The 15,989-nt window shown below is 58.3% G+C and carries 17 protein-coding genes; 9 read left to right on the top strand and 8 right to left on the bottom strand.

What is annotated here, in order from left to right; all coding sequences use genetic code 11:
- Nucleotides 1-28 precede the first annotated feature (28 nt).
- The 3 genes from ACP7E0_RS06015 to ACP7E0_RS06005 all read left to right on the top strand — a co-directional run bounded on the left by ACP7E0_RS06015 (nt 29) and on the right by ACP7E0_RS06005 (nt 1,784).
- Entirely contained in the window at nt 29-358 is a 330-nt protein-coding gene (locus ACP7E0_RS06015; protein WP_426123646.1) for a hypothetical protein, read from the top strand.
- A gap of 66 nt (nt 359-424) precedes the next feature.
- Nucleotides 425-622: a CsbD family protein gene (locus ACP7E0_RS06010; RefSeq protein ID WP_426123644.1), complete on the top strand. Its 198-nt coding sequence runs from the start codon at nt 425-427 to the stop codon at nt 620-622.
- Nucleotides 623-818: 196 nt separating this feature from the next.
- Entirely contained in the window at nt 819-1,784 is a 966-nt protein-coding gene (locus tag ACP7E0_RS06005) for a PRC-barrel domain-containing protein (RefSeq protein ID WP_426123642.1), read from the top strand.
- A gap of 115 nt (nt 1,785-1,899) precedes the next feature.
- On the opposite strand, the gene ACP7E0_RS06000 is transcribed toward ACP7E0_RS06005, so the two are convergent.
- On the bottom strand, nt 1,900-2,106 hold the full coding sequence (locus ACP7E0_RS06000) for a hypothetical protein (protein WP_426123641.1): 207 nt from the start codon (nt 2,104-2,106) through the stop codon (nt 1,900-1,902).
- Nucleotides 2,107-2,322: 216 nt separating this feature from the next.
- Between ACP7E0_RS06000 and ACP7E0_RS05995 the strand changes: the two genes are divergently transcribed.
- The 4 genes from ACP7E0_RS05995 (at nt 2,323) to ACP7E0_RS05980 (ending at nt 4,940) form a co-directional block, all read left to right on the top strand.
- Nucleotides 2,323-2,487 (top strand): DUF1328 domain-containing protein, encoded by a 165-nt coding sequence (locus tag ACP7E0_RS05995; protein ID WP_037105882.1) that lies wholly within the window; start codon nt 2,323-2,325, stop codon nt 2,485-2,487.
- 170 nt (nt 2,488-2,657) lie between these two features.
- Entirely contained in the window at nt 2,658-3,158 is a 501-nt protein-coding gene (locus tag ACP7E0_RS05990) for a TIGR00645 family protein (RefSeq protein WP_426123639.1), read from the top strand.
- Nucleotides 3,159-3,174: 16 nt separating this feature from the next.
- Entirely contained in the window at nt 3,175-4,428 is a 1,254-nt protein-coding gene (locus ACP7E0_RS05985) for an NAD(P)/FAD-dependent oxidoreductase (RefSeq protein ID WP_426123637.1), read from the top strand.
- Between the two features lie 206 nt (nt 4,429-4,634).
- The gene (locus tag ACP7E0_RS05980) at nt 4,635-4,940 is read left to right on the top strand and encodes a hypothetical protein (protein ID WP_426123635.1); all 306 of its coding nucleotides are present in this window, start codon (nt 4,635-4,637) and stop codon (nt 4,938-4,940) included.
- Here ACP7E0_RS05980 and ACP7E0_RS05975 read toward each other — a convergent pair whose 3' ends face one another.
- The 7 genes from ACP7E0_RS05975 to ACP7E0_RS05945 form a co-directional block, all read right to left on the bottom strand.
- Nucleotides 4,941-5,363 carry a TIGR02588 family protein gene (locus tag ACP7E0_RS05975; protein ID WP_426123633.1) on the bottom strand — a complete coding sequence of 141 codons (423 nt, stop codon included), beginning with the start codon at nt 5,361-5,363 and terminating at the stop codon, nt 4,941-4,943.
- A 12-nt stretch (nt 5,364-5,375) separates the two neighbouring features.
- Nucleotides 5,376-6,248 carry a TIGR02587 family membrane protein gene (locus tag ACP7E0_RS05970; protein WP_426123631.1) on the bottom strand — a complete coding sequence of 291 codons (873 nt, stop codon included), beginning with the start codon at nt 6,246-6,248 and terminating at the stop codon, nt 5,376-5,378.
- 78 nt (nt 6,249-6,326) lie between these two features.
- Complete coding sequence (locus ACP7E0_RS05965; RefSeq protein ID WP_426123630.1) at nt 6,327-6,890, bottom strand: BON domain-containing protein; 564 nt, start codon at nt 6,888-6,890, stop codon at nt 6,327-6,329.
- 83 nt (nt 6,891-6,973) lie between these two features.
- A complete protein-coding gene (locus tag ACP7E0_RS05960; protein WP_426123629.1) occupies nt 6,974-7,438 on the bottom strand; it encodes a hypothetical protein in 465 nt (154 codons plus the stop codon).
- A gap of 132 nt (nt 7,439-7,570) precedes the next feature.
- A complete protein-coding gene (locus tag ACP7E0_RS05955) occupies nt 7,571-7,804 on the bottom strand; it encodes a hypothetical protein (protein ID WP_426123628.1) in 234 nt (77 codons plus the stop codon).
- A gap of 156 nt (nt 7,805-7,960) precedes the next feature.
- Nucleotides 7,961-9,904, bottom strand: a complete 1,944-nt coding sequence (locus ACP7E0_RS05950; RefSeq protein WP_426123626.1) for a glycosyl transferase — start codon at nt 9,902-9,904, stop codon at nt 7,961-7,963.
- A 671-nt stretch (nt 9,905-10,575) separates the two neighbouring features.
- Nucleotides 10,576-11,541 carry a transglutaminase-like cysteine peptidase gene (locus tag ACP7E0_RS05945; protein WP_426123625.1) on the bottom strand — a complete coding sequence of 322 codons (966 nt, stop codon included), beginning with the start codon at nt 11,539-11,541 and terminating at the stop codon, nt 10,576-10,578.
- A gap of 235 nt (nt 11,542-11,776) precedes the next feature.
- Here ACP7E0_RS05945 and ACP7E0_RS05940 point away from each other — a divergent pair, with 235 nt between their 5' ends.
- Nucleotides 11,777-13,072: an ABC transporter substrate-binding protein gene (locus ACP7E0_RS05940; protein WP_426124107.1), complete on the top strand. Its 1,296-nt coding sequence runs from the start codon at nt 11,777-11,779 to the stop codon at nt 13,070-13,072.
- A 372-nt stretch (nt 13,073-13,444) separates the two neighbouring features.
- A partial coding sequence (locus tag ACP7E0_RS05935) for a DUF5801 repeats-in-toxin domain-containing protein (RefSeq protein ID WP_426123624.1) occupies nt 13,445-15,989 on the top strand: 2,545 nt, incomplete at its 3' end.

Raw genomic sequence — 15,989 nt, 5'->3', positions numbered from 1 at the left:
CATCAATCATTGTGCAGGGAGCACGAGGATGGAACATATCGCAGCGATCATGATGCTTGTCGGGTGCAGCCAGGGCAATCTCGAATGCAAGGAATTGCCCGCGCCGGCCGTCGGGTTTGAAACTGCCGAAGAATGCCAGCAACTGCTACAGCCGTCGATCAAAGACGTCGGGGGCAGATACAAGATTGTCTACGGCAAATGCGCTGAAATCGATCCCGCCCTCTACCTTGAGGATGCAACGATAACCTGGGACATCACGCCTGCGAACGAACTGGACGTACAGGTGACATTCGATGATCCCGCTCCCCCCATGGTCGTTGCACTGAAGGCAGATCGCAAGGCGATTTTGAGCAATTGATCGCCATAACTGCCGGAACATTGCAGCGGAAGCACCGTTTCTCAACACCCAAAGAAGGAGATTGTCATGAATTGGGATATGATCGAAGGCAAGTGGACCGAATATCGCGGCAAGGCGCAGACCCAGTGGGGCAAGCTGACCGACGATGACCTGGACGTTATCAACGGCCGCCGCAAGGAATTGGCGGGCCGGATTCAGGTCCGCTACGGCATCGAAAAAGACGAAGCCGAGCGGCAGGTTGATGAGTGGTCTTCACGCCACTGAGGCTGTTCGTCTTTGACTCATCAAACGGCACCCCGACGATCCGTCCGGGTGCCGTTTTCATATCCGACTTCTGCGGAGCGCGGATAAAATACGGAACAAAATCTGGATGATGCCGTTTCACAAAAGGCCCTAGCGGCCAGTAGACAGTCACCGCTTGTGCGGCTGGCGTATTCAAATTTGCATGAAGGAGCACAACATGATCCGCACTCTCCTGGCGACGACCGCGCTTGCCGCGTTCCTGGTTTCCGGCGCCTCAATCTCTGTTGCGCTTGCGCAGGATGCTGCCACCAAGGCTGATCCGGCTCAGGCCTCCACAGCCAATACCCAGGCTAAGCAGGGCTTGGCGGGCTATTTCACGGCCGCCCCGGAGCAGGTGCTCGCAAGCTCGGTCCTCGGTAAAACCGTTTATACCGGCGTCGATGAACAAGGTGAGGCGATTGGTGATGTCAACGATGTCGTGATCAACGCCGATGGTGGTGCCGAGGCGATGGTGATCGGTGTCGGCGGTTTCCTCGGTATCGGCGAAAAGGATGTGGCGATCGGCTTCGACCGTGTCTCCTGGTCTGACCGGGATGGCCAGCGCATTATTGTAGTCGCCGCCACGAAAGAAGAGCTTCAGGCCGCTCCCGAATTTCAGCGGGCAGCCATCATGGAAGGGGCGGCTGCGACTTTGCCGGAAAACTCTGCATCGTCGGCACCGCCCGTTATCACTGATGAAAATGCCGGAGTGACGCAGCCGGCAACCGGTACGACCCCTCAGATGACGGACCCGGATCTCAATCAGCCGGTCGATCCGGATACAACGGCTTCCACTCCATCGGACGAATTGAAACTGGTGGACCCGGCTTTGATCGGCGCCGATAAACTCGTCGGCACGGAGGTCAAAGTTGCTGACGGCACCAAGGTCGGAGAAATCGGCGATGTTATCGTCGGCAAAGACGGGAAAATCGAAGCCTATGTCATCGACGTTGGTGGCTTTCTCGGCATCGGAGAGAAACCGGTCGCTATGAGCGGCGAAAGCGTTCAAGTGATGGCCGATACCAACGGCACGATGGCTATTTATTCCCCTTTTACCAAGGCGCAACTTGAGAGTCAGGCTGCCTATGACGAAGAGGCCTACAAGGCAAACCCGCGCGGTATTATCCTGTCAAACCCAAACTAGAACTTTTTGAAAAAACCGGCGTCTGAATGGCGCCGGTTTTCTGACTGTCGGTCGTTGTTAGACAAAAAAAGCGGCTCAAGGCCGCTGTATTTTTGTCTGTTGCAGGGTGTCGTCGTCAGTGGTCATTGTCACCGGAAGCTTTCTCTGACGCTTCGAGTTCAGCGAGAAGTCCTGAAAAGGCACCGTCGGTGTTGGGCATATCTCCGGGGAAATACAAATCGCGCAGCGTCTTACCGATATGCAGGTTGTTTCCGCGAAAATCGTGCGGCCGGCGTACCGCAGACGCGGCTGACTTCCAGATATTGGTGTTTGATACGGTCATTTTACTATCTCGCATGAGGTTATATGCCTTCACAACGTTAGCCGCGTTGGGAATGTTCCGTGAAACCTGTGGCCAATCCGTGTCAAATCGGGGCAATCTTTCCTGCCATGGTTAATCAATGGTTTAGATGCAGCTTGGCCGGGATTTCTGGCCTTCGGAACAAAATTTCCTCACCAGCGTTTAGTCAGCGAAAGTTTAAACAAAGGAGAATTCTCGATGCTTTACTACGCTCTCGTCTTCCTCGTTGTTGCCATCATCGCAGGTGTTCTGGGGTTTGGCGGTATTGCTGGTGCTTCCGCAGGTATCGCGCAGATTTTGTTCTTCCTGTTCCTGGCGTTCCTTGTCATCTCGCTGGTGGCTGGCCTGATGCGCAGAACCTGATCCCATCTCAGGTAATGCGTGAGAGAAGGGAGCGATGCAAAAGCATCGCTCCCTTTTCCATGTTCAGCGGACGCGGCAATGTGAGGCATCCGCTTGCGCCTTGCCGAAGAGGGTTGGCTTGGCTATGCATGATCGGAACTGCAATCGGACATGCCGGAGCTGCGCGAAGCATGAAATCGCTGGAACTCATCGTCGAAAGAATCATCCTGTCGAGCCGCTGGCTCCTGGTGGTCTTTTACCTGGGGCTGGTCGCGGCACTGGCACTTTACGCGGTGTCCTTCGTCTACAAATTCTACAAGATCGCCATCATGGTCTTTACCTATGACGAATCCGACATGATTCTTGCGATGCTTGGTCTGATCGATGCGGCTCTCGTTGCCAGCCTCATCGTCATGGTGATGATTTCCGGTTACGAAAACTTCGTCAGCCGTTTCGACGAGGGCGATGCCGAAGTGTCGTTCCTGGGCAAGCTTGATTCCGGCAGTCTGAAGATCAAGGTCGCGTCGTCGATCGTGGCGATCTCATCCATCCATCTGCTGCAGATTTTCCTGAATGTGCAGAACTACACCAGCGAGCAGCTGATGTGGGCGACGATCATTCATATTGCTTTCGTGGTCTCCGCGCTGATGCTTGGGTTCCTCGAGCAGATCATGACCAGACTGAAGAAATAAGCGGGGGGAACCGGACATGAAGACAGACGTCGTTGTTTTGGGCGCAGGCATCGTCGGCCTGTCGACGGCCATCCACCTTGCGCGGCGGGGTAAGTCCGTGGTCCTTCTCGACCGCCGCGGCGCCGGCGAGGAAACCTCCTATGGCAATGCCGGCCTGATCCAGCGCGAGGGCGTCTTTCCCTACGGTTTCCCGCATGATTTCGGCGCGCTGTTCCGCTACGCGCTGAACAACACGATCGACGCGCATTATCATTTCCGTGCATTGCCGGGGCTCGTGCCGTTCCTCATCCGTTATTGGTGGAATTCGGGTTTTACCCAGCACCAGAATATCGCTTCGATGTATGCGCCGCTGATCGAGAATTCGATCGCCGAACATGCCGACCTGATCAACGCATCCGGTGCCGGTGATCTCATCCGCAAGGATGGCTGGATGAAGGTCTTCCGCACGGAGGCTGCGCGGGACGCGGCCTACAAGGAAGCGGAAAAGCTGTCGTCCACGTTCGGTGTCAATCACCAGAAGCTATCGAGCAGTGAGTTGAAGGTGATGGAGCCATCGATCCGGGCGGACCTCACCGGCGGCCTGCGCTGGACAGATCCGTGGTCGATCCGCGATCCGCACAGCCTCAACAAGGCTTACCTGAGTTATTTCCAGTCCCTTGGCGGCCGCCTGGTTTCCGGTGACGCTGCGACGCTTGAGCATATTCTCGAAGGTGCAGGCTGGCGCGTTGCGACGCCGGAAGGTCCGCTGGAGGCCAAGGAAGTGGTTGTGGCGCTCGGCCCATGGGCGGATACCGTTACCCGAAAGCTCGGCTATCGTTTCCCGCTGGCAGTCAAGCGCGGCTACCATATGCACTATGGCATGGAGGAGGGCGCGCAGCTGAACAACTGGGTGCTCGATGCCGAAAAGGGGTACTTCCTGGCGCCGATGCTGCGCGGTGTTCGGTTGACCACCGGTGCCGAGTTTGCCAATCGTGACGCGCCGAAAACCCCCGTTCAGCTGACGAGGGCAGAGCGTGTCGCCCGCGAATTCTTTCCGCTGGCTGAGCGCCGCGATGAGGAGCCGTGGATGGGGGCGCGCCCTTGCACGCCGGACATGATGCCGATCATCGGCAAGGCACCGCGTCATGAAGGCCTTTGGTTTGCCTTTGGCCATGCCCATCACGGCATGACCCTTGGCCCGGTCACCGGCCGCGCCCTTGCCGAAAAGATGACGGGCGAGAAGACCGTGATCGATATCAAGCCATTCCGGCCGGACCGTTTCCTGGCCTGATCTGATTTGATCCGAACGGGCGCGGGCGCATATGAAGCTTCCTGCGCCCGGCCACTCCCAACATTTTTCCCGATTATTTTTTTCGACGCCGGAACAAACGTCAAACTCCGCCGTTACTGTGATGGCTGAAGGCGAGGGATCGGTCGGCTGCGCTATGCGCAGAAATTGAAAAGACTACTGCGGCAAGCAGTGGCGGGAGGAATTTCATGCAGAAACAGGTGATCGAATTCAACGGCGAAGCCGTGGGCGCACTCATGCCCGATGGCGACCGGTTCCGCTTCCTCGCCGTCAAATATGCCGTCTGGAGCCTTGATGGCCGGCTGTTTTCCCGCGCACCGGAAGCAAGACGCGCGGTGATTGCGCTTCTGTCGAAACCGGCAGAGCGCGCGATGCCACCGGCCAGTTTCTGGGTGCCTGGCAAGGGAGACCCGTCACAGAGCCAATTTGGCTGGAACGCGGTTTCCCCCATTCCGTCCCGCCGCTGGCCGGTAGAAGGCAAGGCTGCACGATGATCACGGATCAACATAACCTGACGCGTGTATGTCGAGCTGATAGGCGGCAGGATCGGCCTTGAACAGCAATGTGCCCGTTGCCGTCGATTGCGCGGGAACGTAGTCAAAGGTTATCTCCTGCGTCTCGATAATCCTTTCCCCATCCTTTAACGTGCCCGTGACCGGGACTGCGGCTGCCGTTCGTGTCCCTTTATTGCTGACCACAAAGGAAACCGTGTAGCTGCCGCCCGCGTTGGCCTGCTGGTGAGTGACCTTGACATCCAGTTCGGGAACGCCGGCGGAATTGATGACGGCATGGTAAGCGATCCACAGGATCAATGCCGCGACCAGCAGGGTACAAAGCCCGCCGACCGCCCACTCGATCCAGTGCGCACCACGCTTGACCCTGCGGCTGCTTGCTGTGTCCTTCGTCGCTTCAGGCATTGTATTTGTTTCTCACAGGATAAGCCGCGCGGCGGCGGCGCCAATTGCGCCGGGAAAGGCAAGGACGATCATCGCCGTCATCGCTGGCGTGAAAGATACGCCATCCAGCCGCTCGAAACTCCAGAGCGAATAGAGGCTGATCACCAGGGCGATCGCATAGCCAGGCAACGTGAACCGGATAAGCGCGTGCCACCATGGTGTATCGCTGGATAGTTCATGGCCGCCCTTGAAAGAAACGGCATAGACGAAGGCATGCATCAGCGCGATCGAGAGAATGATTGTTGCAAGGGCGTGCCACGGCGTCATTTTGTAGGAAATCAGGATCATCTCCTCGGTCGGCGCCATGTTCAGATTGAGAAACAGGGCGCCCACCGCCATCATGAAAAGTTCGCTGCCGTAACCCGCTTGAGGATCGTCTTCCGCGTCATCCTTGCCACTGCCCAGCTGACTGCGCCCAAGCAATGCGCCGATACTGGCGGGAATGGCCTGGATGGCGATCTTGCCGCTGATCTCCTCTGCCGGCATACCTGTCATCAGCAATTTAAACAGCGTCAGCGTGACAGCACTTGTGAAAATGCCTATGCCATAGGCAATCATCGCGTCGCGAGCCCCGTCTTTCCAGGAAAACGTGTCTTCGAAACCGATCCGATGAGAAATACCAACCAGCAGCGGAATGGCGATCACCATCAGCAGTGCAAGGCGCCACCGCTCCATGGTAATGCCGAACTCCCACATTTCCATCGTCATCTGCATCGGTAATGCAAACAGAAGCGCGCCTGCAACGCCGCGGCCCATGCCGACCAGAAATTTGGCAGGAGCGGGCTCGTCTGTTGACCGGGTGGCCTCATCGCCGCTAGTGGCCGCAGCGGTGCCGTCTACTTGCATGAATCTCCCCATTTGCACTCGAACGTAAAGCCGGGCGAACGGTGTCCGCGTAGCAGCAATCAGGCGGAAACCGCTGGATCAATCGTCCCAATCCGCCGGGATGCCGCCATCGGCACCACTGGTTTCCAGGTCGTTGCGAATGCTCACGACACCGGGGATCGAATAGACCAGCACTTCGATCTTGCGGCGTTCGTGTGCCGTATCGACAGAGCCCTTCAGCCAGACGGATCCACGCCGTGCCTTGATGTCGACGCCCGAGGTTTCGATGTCGCTGTCTTCAAGAACATTGGCAATTATATCTTCCAGGGCATCGTCATCGACATCCGCCTCAGTCTCGTCGCCGAAAAGGTCGGGACCATTCTCGCTCTCGATTGCAGGATTATTGCTGCGCTGGAATCCGGGATTGCCCGCCTCATCGAAGTTGTCGCCCCCCTGCCCATAGGAGCTGTTTCCAACCTTCTTCTCCGATCCCGGAGTGCCGTCGGCATAGGGCCAGCCTTCATCAATGTCGCGCTCCTCGTAGTCGCGGTAGTCTTCCTCGCGTCCGGTGCTCTTTGGTGTCTTGTCGATCATCGTCATGTCCTCGTTCTGGTAGATCACGACAGAAACGGATGACGAGGCATTTGGTTCATTCGCATCCATCGATCCGCATCATTTGCGAAAGCGAACACGAAAAATGGCGGATCCGTTGAGCGGATCCGCCATTTCTGAAGATGGTGTGCAGATTAGTTTTGGGGTGCAGTGCCGGTGGCCGGTGTCTGCGTATCGGTACCCGTAGCCGGGGTCTGCGTATCCGGGGTTGCCGGTGTTGCATTCGGCGTGGTCGTCGTGCCGGGAGTAACACTGGTTTCCGGCGTGGCTGTACCGGGTGTCATGCTGTTATCGGCTGGTGGCGTTGCTGTCTCACCGGTGGTCGCGGGCGGTGTTGCCGTGTCCGCAGGCTGATTGGAAGACATTTCCGCCGGCAGCCAGACGAGCAGGGCCAGAACCAGACCTGCGAGCAGAATGAGCAGTAACGGCCAGCTTGAGCGCGACTTGCGCGGTTCTATCTCTTCGACGCGCCGCTGGTTGGCCAACGGATCGTTCACCGGCGTTCCTGTCACCGGATCGATAGGCGGACCTGCTTGTTCGGCGGGCCATGCTGCAGGATTCACGTTGCGGTTTTCACTGGGGTCAAAACGTTGATTCATGGCGTTCATATCCTTTCGAGAAATGGTGCCTGTGCCAGCAAACGTTGAAGGCAACTGCCAACTAAACGTCGCTACAGGACGAATGTTCCTCGAAAAGACTGTTATGGCCGCCAAACCAGCCACAGTGGAGATTTAAGATGAGGGAAGTTCCGCGATTTCCCCGAATTTTGCCAATAGGCGCGGGCTGGTCATGTCGCCTGTTTCCTCATCCACCTCAACGGCATAGGCCGCGACGCCGGCAAATCGATCGGCCATGGCCGCAGCGATTTTCTCGGCGCTGGCGGCACTGGATGCCTGGCGCATTTCGCCGGGGGTCATCCCGCCGCGCGCCTTGCGATAGGGGATAATGATGAATTTCGCGGCCATGGATGGCCCTTTCAAGGAACTGGCGCCGGCAAAGCCGGTGATGGCCGTTGTGTCAGGTTTTTGGTGGTCTTCAGCTTGGCGGTCGAGTGCGCCGTGTCGCTGATCCCGTCATTGCCTTTAGCATCAATTGCGGCATCCTGTACCCACAATCGGCATTCAGGCCGGAACATTTGCGGCAGTGCGCGCCGAAAACGGTTCCGATCGCGCAGGCTGTCCGGGGACCTTGAGATGATCCGGCGGCAGTTTTGCCTTGGCCCGTTCGGCCATCATTTCGTATCCGCTTTCCAGGTGGCGGCAGAACCGTTCAGCATCAAACAGCGGTGCCAGGAACCTGTTGCGGGCGATGGTTCGTTTCAACTCGCCAACCCGCTGCGGATGTTCCGACAATGCGACGGCAAGATCAACAAAGGCGCTGGGCGTTTCGGCCACAAGCTCTGGCAGACCAAGCGCCGTCAACAGGCTTTCGGAAACCCGGGAGGCGAAGTTGCTCCCCTTGACGGTCACGACCGGCAGGCCCGCCCAGAGTTTGTCCGACGTGGTGGTGTGACCGTTATAGGGAAAAGTATCCAGCCCCATATCGGCAGCCTGCAGCCGGGCGATATGGGCATCATAGCCGGTCGCCGAAGCGAAGATGATCCGGTCCGCTGCAACGCCGCGTTTGGCGAAAGCCGCGAGAAAGTTGCTGCGCGCCAGATCTCCGTCGATCATCACCCAGAGGACGGAGCGGCTGGAGCGGCGAAGAATCTCCGCCCAGCGGTCGAGGGCGTCAAGCGAGATCTTGCGTGCGGCATTGAAGGCGGCGAACACGAAGCGGTCCGCCGGCAGGCCGAGCGCCTGGCGCGCCGCTGCAGGCGGCAAAACCCGGTGGACCGGGTCGTTCGGCTGGTAGCTTTCCGGCAGCTGGCAGATCTTCTCGTGATAACTCAGCCGGGCGCCATTCGGCAGCACGATCCGGTCGCCGATGACATAGTCGCAATCGACATTCGCAGCGCTGCCCGGAAAACCGAGCCAGGCCACCTGCACCGGGGCAACCATCTGGTTGAGAATGTTTGAGCGCGATCCGCCGGTATGCCCCTTCAGGTCGACAAGAATATCGATGTTCTGCTGCCGGATGATGTAGGCGGCCTGCGCATCGGTCGTGCCGAGCAGAGAGACAATGCGGCCCCATCGCGCCCGGTTGTTGGCATCGGCGGAGACATGGCGTTCCGGTGTGTAGCAGAAGAGGGTGACATCGAAACGGTTTTCGTCATGCGCTTCCAGCACGCTTTTCAGAAGTCGCATGGTCGCGTGCTCGCTCCAGAAGTCGCTGGAGAGGTAGCCGATCCGTATCCGCTCGCCCCAGGCGTGCTGCCGCATCCATCTTTGCCGGCTGGCGGCAGGTGATGGCGCTGCCATCAGGCCGGGATTGTTCGTGGCCAGCCGGTTCAGCCGCTCGTCGCCGCAGCGCAGAAGATTGGAATAGGCGGTTTCACCCTCAAGCGCGGAAAGGTCACCGGTGGCAATCTGGCCACTCAACGTCATTTCCAGTTTTTCGATCGCTGCAAAATCGCAGAAATCGCGCGCCACGGACATGAATTTGAACTGCGTGTAGGGATCACCGGGAAAGAGCGCCGCGAGCTTGCCGAATACCTGAAGGGCCAGCGGGTTTCGCTCGTCCCCGTTTAGGATTTCACCGGCAAGTTTCAGATGGCTGGTCTCGTCGCTGTTTGCCAGGCTCTGCTTGACCAGATCGATGAGCTCGATGTCACCGGTGCGCCGGAATGAGCGTGCCAGCATGTAGGCAAGCGTACCGTCGTTGGGGATGACGTCCAGCAGCCGGATGCCGATCAGTTGCGCACGATCATCATCGCCGGCATCGAAATATAGGTTTGCAGCGCGGTTGAGCAACAGTGCGGAGCCATTGCCGGCATGTTGCGCGGCCTGTTCGAAAGCGTCAGCTGCGTCAGCAGGAAGGCCGAGTTTTTCGAGCGCTTCGCCAAGAAGGATCAGTGGCGCCGCATCTGCGTTCGCGCCAAGCATCGGGCTGACAAGCGCCAGGGTTTCCAGATAGTCTGCCCGTTCGAATGCCGCCCTGGCGGCGGCAAGTCCTTGCCCGTCCATGTCTCATGTTCCAAGTGACCCGTGGAAGGGTGGAGTGGTACGATAGGCCCTGATCCTTGCGCGTGGCGGGTCGGCTGGATCGCAAAATGGACGGCCACGTCTTTTCGTGGCAGCGAGAGAGACGTCAATCTGCCCGCCCGGCCCTATTCTAAAGTTAATAGCAGCCGCGTCCGGTCCTTGCGGACGAGGGGGCTTTGACAGATTTTTCGGCCGATTGATACCCACAATTTCGTCTGCAGATGGCGTGTTTTGACGCACAGGCGTTCTGTTCCCTCAACAACAGCCATCTTTTTCTGTAGCAAAAAGGTCCCAGTGCAACACTTCGCTACAGAAGAGGTCTCGGAAAGGCTTGGCGACGACAAGGGCCGGGTAACGGGGCTTGTTTCTCTGGCCAACAGGAAGCCCTCGCCAGCATTCACGCCGCCTTTCACATGCCCGAAAAACGTGACTCGACTTGTTATTAAGCCAATGCTAATTTTCTTATGTTGTTACCTTGGCCGAAACCGGAACAGCATTTTAAAGCGGAAGCGTTTTTGACTTTTTGTATTGAGGGGCTTTTCAGGGTCAATATATGTTTGGTGTCCAAGCCCGTCATCTCAAACGGATGGCGGGCTTTTTTATATTCGATCAAGAGTGTGAACGGGCGCACCCATCAGGTCGCAGTGACACTCTTAGAGAGGCGAGCCCTCCCCGGGCGCTACTTTTTCGAATGGCAGCACATTGCCCGCCATCTGCTTCGACCGCGATACCGGTAGGCCATGAAAATAGCCGCGGCCATTGAGGATCGAGTAGAGCGGCACATAGTCCACAAGTTGATCGTCGCTTAGGACAGCGTTACGCATATTGTCGAGTATGTAATATCTGTCGCCAGCCGAAACCGAGAGAATGGCGTGATAGAAGCGGCGTTTCTGATCGTAGAGAACGACGATGGCCATATCTTCCAGGCTGATGCCGCTGGCATGTAAAGCCGCCATCTTCAGAATGGCAAAATCCTCGCAATCACCGGTCTGGCGCTTCAGCGTCTCGCTGGGTTTGGCCCAATTGTCCACCGTCCGGTAGGTATCGGCGTCGCGGCTATAGCGGATCGAGCCGTTTACCGTCGCATTGATATCGTTCAACTTGTCGCGCAAGGAAGCCTGAGCGACGCGGGAATAGGAGGCCTTGATCGCAAGCGCCGCCGCGTTGCAGTTCCCTGCCGCGCAGTTCCATTCCGAACCATCCTTTATCTGGCTCAAAGACGGCGCAAACTTCTTCAGTGCGCCAAGGCGCTTCAATGGAAAAGCGACGGTGCCGAACACCGCTTTCGACGCGGTTGGGCTGGTGCCTTTGGTTTGTTTGGAACGAACGGCTGCGGGATCGGCCAGTTTGGCCGGGATCGCGCCGGTCTGGATGTTGGCGTCCACGGTTGTTGTCCGCACTTCAGCCGGTGCGAAATACAGCGTGGTGATCTGCTGCTTTAACGCAATGGCAGAATAAAAGATTGTTGCCGGAAGAAGCGACAATGAGGGAAAGTAAGTAAAATTTTGTTCAAAATTTTTATTTTCGACTACGCTTGTTGAATTTGCCAAGGAATAGCTTGGAATTGCAGTGGTAGCGAAGGCAATGGCAGCGATATAGTTTTTGATTTGTTTTTTCATTTGTCCACGTTCTCCGGCGGTTGGAGAAACATTAGGACGGATCGATAAAATTACCGTGAGGAGGCGTAGATAACCTTGGATAAAAATAAAACGTCGAATGAGAAAAGACATTGAAAGAATTTTTTAATGTTCTATCAATCAGCGGCGTTGCTCGCAGTCGGCTTTATTCTGCGGAAAAGAAAATCGGTAAAACCGAAACTTGACTGCATGCGTTGGGGAGAGAGCTTTGCTGAAAATGCGTGGATCGTGGATCGCCGGCATCCTGCTGGGCGCCGGACGTCTGAGTCCTTGCCTGAAGGCGCAGTCTGGAAATGCTTCTGATATCCGGACCGGTCCGGCGGATTTTCTATCTCTCCCGCGGAAATCCATCAGCGGCCGCCTCTCCAGGCTCGTTCTGGCTTCGGGTATGGTGCTGGCGCTTGCCTCATGTCAGTCCGAAGTCGACAGCCTGGGTGGCGTCAAGGGAAAGAATGACCTGAAGCCACCGCCGTCGACGTCCGTTACCGAAGCCTTCGGCGACAAGGGTGCCGAGATCACGCTCATCCTGGCGAAAGCGCCGGCCGGTTATGTCATGGGTGAGGCGCGTGATGTCCGCGATGGCGCAGCGCTTGCGATCGGTGAACTCGGCGAGGACATGGTGCATGCCCGGGTGGCCGACGTGTCCAAGGGCGCTGCAACCGGCGTTTCGGAAGCGGCCGCCGCCAAGGCCCGCGGTTCCGTTGTTCTCGTCAGCTATGCGCCGAGCAACGTGACATCCGCCATCGCTGCCATGCCAGCCGATCAGCGGCCGTTGCTCATCAATGTCGGACGCCAGGTGAGCGCTTCCGGCGGCGTCTTCAGTTTCGCTTCCGATGAAGTCGATAGTGCAATTGCAGGTTTGAAGGCTGCGGCCGCAAATGGACGCCGCAAGTTTGTCGTCTTTGTACCGTCGGACTATCCGGCAGGCTATGAGGCCGGAATACTGTCAGCCGCGAGTGCTGCGGGCGGCACAGTTCTGGCATCGCCGCGGTACGTCGCCAGCAGCGCCGGTGTATCCGAAGCGGCGTTGGGCGCGCAGGCTGTGTTGAAAAGTGCCGATGCGGTCCTCGTGCTTGGCAATACCAGCACTGTTGCCGGACTAGTCTCTGCCGTAAAAACATCCGGCGCACCGCCAAAAATGGCGTTCATCGGCACCAGCGGCTGGCCCGAGGAGGTTCTATCGGCCCCTAGTGTAACGGGCGTCATGATTGCTTCGGTTGATCGCGAAAACCGCACCTTGATCGCCGAGCGTTATAACCGCCGCTATGGCCGCCCGCTGTCGGCGGCTGCAGCCTACGGATATGATGCGGTCGCGCTCGCATCCGGGATCATCCGGGCAAAGGGGCCAGCAGGGCTAACGCCTGAGCTTCTGACCCGAAAAGCCGGCTTTACCGGCATAACCGGCCTGTTCCGCCTGACTGCGTCCGGTCAGGCCGAGCGCAAGCTGACACCGCATGTCATCAGCAATGGCAGGCTCGAGCGGATGTCAGGACCGGCTCCCGTCAAGAACTGACCGGCCGAGCTGCCGCTCGTTGCGATGCTTCGCGGCTAAGTAAGGCCTGCATATCAAACAAACATATCTGGCGCCGTCTACGCGCTGCTGCCGGCGTGTGGATCGTTCCGCAGGCCGCTTGTTGCTGTCCGCTCGCCCAAAAGCGTCCGCGTGCCGGCCCGGCAAGACATGCCCGGCATCGGCGTTTCTATGGCCGGCCACCCGAATACAGCAGCTGTTCTGCGATGTTTCTCCTGCCGCTAAAGTTAACCAAGTCTTGTCCTTTTTTGGGGAGGTGCATAACCGAATATGTCTCCATAGTTAAGGAAGTATTGCGTTCGGCGAGCCTCAGGTATTTGAGTGCGATCATGTTTCTGTGAGAGGTTTGCCATTATGTCTATTGAAGATTTGAATGTTTCCGCCATCGATGCTGATCAGGCCGTGACCGAGTTCTCGTCGGAATTTCAGGACGATGGCCGGCAAGCCACTGATATTGAAATGGCCCAGGCGACGGATGATGGCGCGTCCGCCAAGTCGCACCGGCTGCCTGCTGAAGCCGCCGCAGTTGACGAACGGCCGAAGGAGATCGTGCCGGATCAGAACAACATCGCGCGTCTCCCGGCCAATGTGACGGTCGATGAAATTCGCGTCGAGGGCGCCAATCTCATTTTGGTGCAGGCAGACGGCACGGAAGTGACCATCATCAACGGCGCGCTTCGCATCCCGACATTCCTTATTGGTGAAGTCGAGGTTCCCCAGCAGGTCCTTCTTGCTGTTCTCGAACAGGATGGCGTCAACGTCGCTGCCGGTCCCGACGGTTCCTATTCGGCCACAAGCTCCGGCCCGCAGAGCTCAGGCGGCAATTTCGAGGATTCGCTGCAGCAGAGCACCCCGGAAGCCGGTCCTCTGGCCGATCTTCTGGGAAATACCGAATTCGGTGATCCGAACGGCGATGGCAACGGTCTGCTGTTCGATGACACCCCGATCATCACCGAAACCGCTTTGAGCTTCGTTACTGAAACGGCAAATGCCGATGGTACGTTCGAAAACCAGACCATCGACGGGATTTTCGGTTTCGTACCCGGCGCCGACACCGGCCAGATTGCGTCGATCGCCTATGTCAACACGCTGAATATCGATGAGCCCACGCAGACAGGTTTCGCCACCGCGCTGACATCGGGCGGCGCCGCCGTCGTCGTCACAGTCTCGGCAGATGGCCTGACACTCACCGGCACCGCCGGTGGCGCCGTCGTGTTCACGCTGACGGTCACCAACACCGCGACCGGCGCCTTCACCTTCGAGCAGCTGTATGCTCTCGATCATCCGGATCAGGGCCAGAGCGGCGCCGATGATCTCCTGCGCCTGCAGTTTACCTACACTGTCACCGACAAGGATGGCGACACCGTCATCGGCAACGCATCGATCGATATCCGCGATGACGGTCCGGTTGCCAACGCGGGCACGGGCTCGACGGTCGAGGACGAAGCGGTCAATGGTGGCAACAACGAAGCCGACGATTTATCCGCTGGCGTGTCGGGCGTTTCGCTGAACATCAACTGGGGTGCCGACAGCGCCAATGCCGGCGGCCTGAACGATCGCTCGGTTGCCTTCACCGATACCACTGTCGCAGTTTCCGGCGCCAGCAGCACAGCCCTGACCTCGCTTGGCCTGACGGTCTCGACCGTCCTGATCAACGGCGTCCTGGTCGGCTATACCGGCGAGACCGCCCCGACGGCCGTGACGGGCCAGGGCTCGTCCAATGTGGTGTTCTACGCCTCGGTCTCGGATATTGCCAACGGCAGCTATGACTTCACGCTGGTCAAGCCGCTCGATCATGCGGCTGGCAATAACGAGAACAACCTGTCGCTGACCTTCGGCTACACCGCCACCGACAGCGATGGCGACAAGAGCAGCAACACCTTTACTGTCAACATCGTTGATGATGTTCCGGTTGCCAACGCTGGCACGGCCTCGACGGTCGAGGACGAAGCGGTCAACGGCGGCAACAACGAGCCGGGTGACCTTCTGTCGGCCGGCGTCTCCGGCGTTTCGCTGAACATCAACTGGGGTTCTGACAACGCCAATCTGGGCGGTACCAACGACCGTTCGGTTGCCTTCACCAATGCCGCGGTTGCCGTCTCCGGCGCCAGCAGCACAGCTTTGACTTCGCTTGGTCTGGTGGTCAAGACCGTACTGATTGACGGCGTCCTGGTCGGCTATACCGGCGAGACCGCCCCGACGGCCGTGACGGGCCAGGGCTCGTCCAATGTGGTGTTCTACGCCTCGGTCTCGGATATTGCCAACGGCAGCTATGACTTCACGCTGGTCAAGCCGCTCGATCATGCGGCTGGCAATAACGAGAACAACCTGTCGCTGACCTTCGGCTACACCGCCACCGACAGCGATGGCGACAAGAGCAGCAACACCTTTACTGTCAACATCGTTGATGATGTTCCGGTTGCCAACGCTGGCACGGCCTCGACGGTCGAGGACGAAGCGGTCAACGGCGGCAACAACGAAGCCGACGATTTATCCGCTGGCGTGTCGGGCGTTTCGCTGAACATCAACTGGGGTGCCGACAGCGCCAATGCCGGCGGCCTGAACGATCGCTCGGTTGCCTTCACCGATACCATTGTCGCAGTTTCCGGCGCCAGCAGCACAGCCCTGACCTCGCTTGGCCTGACGGTCTCGACCGTCCTGATCAACGGCGTCCTGGTCGGCTATACCGGCGAGACCGCCCCGACGGCCGTGACGGGCCAGGGCTCGTCCAATGTGGTGTTCTACGCCTCGGTCTCGGATATTGCCAACGGCAGCTATGACTTCACGCTGGTCAAGCCGCTGGATCATGCGGCTGGCAATAACGAGAACAACCTGTCGTTGACCTTCGGCTACACCGCCACCGACAGCGATGGCGACAAGAGCAGCAACACCTTTACTG

Source organism: Pararhizobium sp. PWRC1-1 (genome assembly GCF_049897905.1).
Classification (GTDB): domain Bacteria; phylum Pseudomonadota; class Alphaproteobacteria; order Rhizobiales; family Rhizobiaceae; genus Pararhizobium.
The sequence above is the reverse complement of the archived record's forward strand: the minus strand, read 5'-3'. Positions and strand labels throughout refer to the sequence as shown.